This is a genomic window from Aeromonas sp. R1-1, from assembly GCF_040908495.1.
In the GTDB taxonomy this organism is placed as follows: Bacteria; Pseudomonadota; Gammaproteobacteria; order Enterobacterales; family Aeromonadaceae; genus Aeromonas; species Aeromonas veronii.
Genome location: NZ_JBFODV010000094.1, coordinates 1 through 4,430, shown reverse-complemented (window position 1 = coordinate 4,430; position 4,430 = coordinate 1). Strand labels below are relative to the sequence as shown.

6 protein-coding genes and 1 riboswitch are annotated in these 4,430 nt (G+C 54.9%); of the genes, 3 read left to right on the top strand and 3 right to left on the bottom strand.

Annotated features, from left to right (window positions below):
• Positions 1-130: ACT domain-containing protein (locus AB5Y92_RS05490; RefSeq protein WP_368225883.1), on the bottom strand; the 130-nt coding region annotated here is incomplete at its 3' end.
• Between the two features lie 247 nt (positions 131-377).
• Positions 378-534, top strand: a riboswitch (FMN riboswitch).
• 104 nt (positions 535-638) lie between these two features.
• Here AB5Y92_RS05490 and ribB point away from each other — a divergent pair.
• Positions 639-1,292: a 3,4-dihydroxy-2-butanone-4-phosphate synthase gene (gene ribB, locus AB5Y92_RS05485; protein ID WP_005334344.1), complete on the top strand. Its 654-nt coding sequence runs from the start codon at positions 639-641 to the stop codon at positions 1,290-1,292.
• Positions 1,293-1,517: 225 nt separating this feature from the next.
• Positions 1,518-1,760: an Lpp/OprI family alanine-zipper lipoprotein gene (locus tag AB5Y92_RS05480; RefSeq protein WP_005334342.1), complete on the top strand. Its 243-nt coding sequence runs from the start codon at positions 1,518-1,520 to the stop codon at positions 1,758-1,760.
• A gap of 172 nt (positions 1,761-1,932) precedes the next feature.
• Here the strand turns inward: AB5Y92_RS05480 and AB5Y92_RS05475 are convergent, their stop codons facing one another.
• Complete coding sequence (locus AB5Y92_RS05475) at positions 1,933-2,781, bottom strand: tetratricopeptide repeat protein (RefSeq protein ID WP_368225881.1); 849 nt, start codon at positions 2,779-2,781, stop codon at positions 1,933-1,935.
• On the bottom strand, positions 2,778-3,500 hold the full coding sequence (locus tag AB5Y92_RS05470) for a 4'-phosphopantetheinyl transferase superfamily protein (protein ID WP_368225879.1): 723 nt from the start codon (positions 3,498-3,500) through the stop codon (positions 2,778-2,780). The genes AB5Y92_RS05475 and AB5Y92_RS05470 overlap by 4 nt, the downstream gene beginning before the upstream one ends.
• A 275-nt stretch (positions 3,501-3,775) precedes the next feature.
• On the opposite strand from AB5Y92_RS05470, the gene AB5Y92_RS05465 reads away from it, so the two are divergent.
• Positions 3,776-4,264 carry a C40 family peptidase gene (locus tag AB5Y92_RS05465; protein WP_005334331.1) on the top strand — a complete coding sequence of 163 codons (489 nt, stop codon included), beginning with the start codon at positions 3,776-3,778 and terminating at the stop codon, positions 4,262-4,264.
• The last annotated feature ends 166 nt before the right edge of the window (positions 4,265-4,430 follow it).

The following is a 4,430-nucleotide window of genomic DNA, read 5'->3' as shown; positions in this document are numbered from 1 at the left end:
GGCCATTCTCGTGATCCACAAACTCATCGTTCTTGATGATGTTGAGCTGGTGCTTGTAGCAGATGTTGGTGATCTTGGCGATGAGCCCTTTGGCATCCGGGCAATCCGTGAGCAGTATTTTCTTTTCCATCTCTGTCATTTTCCGTTTGTGGTGTTGGCGCTGCTGTCTGCGCCGGCAGCGTTGTTCAGGCTCTCTTTTCGGGCCCTGTTTTTTGGTTTCGGGAACTATGCCATAAACCGATCCGCGCCATAAAGAAATTCGCCAGTCATAGCCTCGCACGCCGCAGAGCGGGATCCCGTGCGCAATGTTGAAACGCTTTTCAGCCTGCGGGGGATTTTGGCTGGTATCTGCAACCGTTTTTCTTTAGGCTGTCTGCGCTTATTCTCAGGGCGGGGTGCAATTCCCCACCGGCGGTATCCCGATTGACTCGGGGAGCCCGCGAGCGCCCGATTTGGCTGATTGCCAGGTCGGGGTCAGCAGATCCGGTGAGATGCCGGAGCCGACGGTCATAGTCCGGATGAAAGAGGATAAGACAGACCTTGCCGTGTTGGCCCTTATGGGCTGGCCGCCGCATGCCCGTCTCTGTCTGCCTTTCCATGCCCTGATTCTGGTCCTTGTCTTGTTTAGGAGTTTTACCATGAATCAGTCTCTACTCAGTGAATTCGGTGATCCCGTTGCCCGTGTCGAAGCGGCCCTGTCTGCCTTGCGTGCCGGAGGCGGCGTGCTGGTGGCCGACGATGAAGATCGGGAGAACGAGGGCGACCTCATTTTCGCCGCCGAATCCATGACCAATGAACAGATGGCGCTGATGATCCGCGAGTGCTCCGGCATCGTCTGCCTCTGCCTGCCCGACGAGCGGGTTCGCCAGCTCGAACTGCCGATGATGGTGGAGGCCAACTCCAGCCACTACCAGACCGCCTTTACCGTGACCATCGAAGCGGCGCAGGGTGTCACGACCGGTGTCTCGGCGGCTGATCGCATCACCACCATCCGTGCAGCCATCGCAGACGGCGCCAAACCGGGTGATCTGCATCGCCCGGGTCATGTTTTCCCGCTGCGGGCGCGAACCGGTGGGGTGCTTACCCGTCGTGGTCATACCGAAGCGACGGTCGATCTGATGCAGCTGGCTGGTCTCAAACCGTTTGGTGTGTTGTGTGAATTGACTAAAGAAGATGGCTCGATGGCGCGTCTGCCAGATCTGGTTGCGTTCGGTCGCAAACACCAGATGCCGGTGCTGACCATCGAGGATCTGGTGCAATATCGTCAATTGTTGTCAGAACGTACAGCCTGAGCCTCATACGAAATTGTAATAAGGCAAAAATTTGGTTAACCTTTGTCCGTGCCCCCACCACACGGCACTCATTTTTTAGACGAATCTGGACAAAAACTGTTCATTCAAAAAAAAATGAGGGTTTTAATGCATTTATCTGTGGTGGGGACTATGCAAAGTAGGATTTTTTTGTGCCATAATCACGCCGCTTGCTAAACGTCTGGCGAGTTCAAGGGAGCTTTAAAAATGAAAAAATTGTTGTTGGTAGGTGTTGTTGGTCTGTCCGCTCTGCTGGGTGGTTGCGCAAACACTAGCGAACTGGAAACTTCCGTTCAGAATCTGTCTAACAAAGTTGACCAACTGGCTCAAGATGTTAGCGCAGTTCGTGCTGATCAGTCCAAAATCGCTGCTGATGTTGCCGAAGCCAAGCAAGAAGCTATGCGTGCTAACCAGCGCATCGACAACATGGCTACTTCCTACAAGAAGTAATCCATGCGAAAAAAATGGCGCAGTTTTGCGCCATTTTTTTTTGCCTGAAATTCACCGTATTTCCACTATTCCCAGAGCACCTTATTCCCACAATACCTTCTTCGTACTTGACCCATGAGGTCATGCCGGTCTCCCGGCACTCCCCCATCATTACCAGCCAGTTCGATTCCGATCAGTAGAGCAGACTATAGAGTTTGCGACGGTAGCTCTGCGCCACCGGTGTGCTGCCCATGGTCGCCAGAATATCGAGATAGGTCTTTCTGGCATCGCCGAATGCCAAATCCCGCTTGAGGATCTCCAGCAGCAGTCCCAACGCCTCTTCCTGACGACCAGCCTGGTTGTATTGCACCGCCAGCTCCTGAGTCAGGGCAAAATCATCAGGCTGTTCTGCATGACGAGCTTCCAGCGCGCGCAGTTCCGGGCTATCTGCCGCTTGCAGGGCCAGCGCCAGCCGTGAGCTCAGGGTATGGAAGTGGCTATCTTGCGCCGCCATCGGGATGGTGCCGAGGCGCTCCTGCGCTTCATCCAGCAGGTTGAGGTCGAGGGCTGCTTGAATGAGCCACAGGCTGATGTCGTGGCGTTCAGGAGCCAGCTGGTGTGCCTTGGTCAGATGGGCATAGGCGATGCTGGGCTGCTCGTCAGCCAGTGCTTGTTGCCCCTTGGCCAGCAACTCTTCCTCTTCTTTGGGGGCGAAGGCGGCGAAATACTGGCGCAGGGTGGCTTCATCCTGCGGTCCTTCGATGATCCCCTGTTCGTCAGGGCGACCCTGATGGAACAGCACCAATGCGGGCAGGGCGCGCAGGCCGAGCTGACTGGCCAGCGGCTGCAACTGGGGATCGTTCATATCCACCTTGGCCAGGGTTACCTGCTCATTGGCGGGCCCAATCAGTGATTCGATCAGCGGTGTCATCCCCTGGCACTCCGGCATCTGCGGAGCATGGAAATAGATGACGACGGGCTTCTTCATGGACGCATCGATAAGTTCAGCGTGAAAATTCTGGGGAGTAATGTCGACGATCATGGGTTGGACTCTTCAGAAAGGGTGTTGAGTAACATGGGGTTAACCGAGTGGCAATTCAAGCGCTCATCTAGCCGGTAAAAGGCCACGGGGGTTGTTGCCGCCGCGAGGCTGAGCCAGCCGCTGGCAAAGGGCCAATCCTGTACCTGATAAGGGGTGTCATCGAGCCGGTTGTCGAGTCGCCATCCTTCCTCCGGGAGAAACCGTACCTTCTCCAGCCCCGCAGCTATGCCGCCACCGTGGGCTTTCAGTACCGCCTCCTTGCGCGACCAGAGCCGGTAGAAGGCACTCTCCTGCTCTTGGGCAGGCAGTGCGCAGAGCCACTCATATTCACTCTGTGCATAAAACCGGCGGGCCAGCGGGAGGGGATGATGCCGCCGTTTGCCCAGTTCGATATCCACCCCAAGCGGCCCCTGCGGGCAGAGTGCCAACACCAGCCAGCTGCCACTGTGGCTCAGATTGAACTGCCAAGCATCATCATGCAGTCGGGGCTTGCCGTGGGGGCCGTTGCAAAATTGCAGACTGGCGGCAGGTTGTTGCAGCCGCCCGGCCAATAGCTGGCGCAGCAGGGCGCGGCTCACCAGATATTCCTGACGTCGTTCAGGATGGGTCATGGCTTGCCAGATATGCAGCTCATCGGTTGACAGCCATTCAGGCAATTGAGCAAGCAGTTCCTGGCATACTCTGGCCGGTTTTAACAAAAAAAGATCGGTTTCGATCATGATTTTTCACTTTAAAAAGGTGCTGAAGCAGGGATAAAAGCCAGTTATCTAGGAGGCCCAAGGCTCTTTTTGCGATTGTATATTGTTTGGGCATGATCACATTAATTATGAAAAATCGTGCATTTCCTTGCAAAAATGTGAGCTTGATAGGGATTTTCACTTGCCTCGATAGAATTCTTGGATATAGTCGGGTGCTGTTGCCTTATAAATTGCCCTTTGGGGCCGTATTTTAACAAGATTTACTATTTAGCGGGGATAAAGGATTGCGCCACCTGATGCTACTGCTGGTCGCGCTCGGAATGGTGGGTTGTGCCTCGGCACCCCAACCCGAGGTCGCGAGCAAGATCGAAGTTTCCATGGTTGAACCTGTCATCGAACCGGAAGCTTCTCAGACACCCGATGTGAATGAAATCCTGACTGTATATAAAGAGTGGCGTGGTGTTCCGTACCGGATGGGTGGCAGCAGCCAGCGCGGTATCGACTGTTCCGCCTTTGCCCGTGAAGTGTTCCGCAATGCCGTCGGTATCGAATTACCCCGCGATACCCGCTCCCAAGTCCACGAAGGGACGCGCGTTTCCAAGCAGGATCTGGTCGAAGGTGATCTGGTCTTCTTCAAAATCAATCGTCGTCTCAACCACGTTGGCATCTATGTCGGCAATGGCGAATTCATCCACGCCTCGACTCGAGCTGGTGTGACGCGCTCCAAGCTGGATAGCCAATACTGGCGCAACAAGTTCTGGCAAGCTCGCCGGATCGATATCTGAGTCAGGCTGGACAAACGGCTCGCAGTACGGACTGTTTTTCCAACCTCACTTGAACCGGGCTCGATAGCCCGGTTTTTTATGGCTATGTCCCAATTACGTGTTGCATGGGGCGCCCCAGCGCCTCATGCAAACATGTTTTGATATTTACGCCTTTTCCGTAACGCTC

What these genes read in the sequence shown, in the direction of transcription:
- AB5Y92_RS05475 (WP_368225881.1), bottom strand. Translation starts at nt 2,781, where the DNA reads ATGATCGTCGACATTACTCCCCAGAATTTTCACGCTGAACTTATCGAT.
- AB5Y92_RS05480 (WP_005334342.1), top strand. Translation starts at nt 1,518, where the DNA reads ATGAAAAAATTGTTGTTGGTAGGTGTTGTTGGTCTGTCCGCTCTGCTG.
- AB5Y92_RS05470 (WP_368225879.1), bottom strand. Translation starts at nt 3,500, where the DNA reads ATGATCGAAACCGATCTTTTTTTGTTAAAACCGGCCAGAGTATGCCAG.
- ribB (WP_005334344.1), top strand. Translation starts at nt 639, where the DNA reads ATGAATCAGTCTCTACTCAGTGAATTCGGTGATCCCGTTGCCCGTGTC.
- AB5Y92_RS05465 (WP_005334331.1), top strand. Translation starts at nt 3,776, where the DNA reads ATGCTACTGCTGGTCGCGCTCGGAATGGTGGGTTGTGCCTCGGCACCC.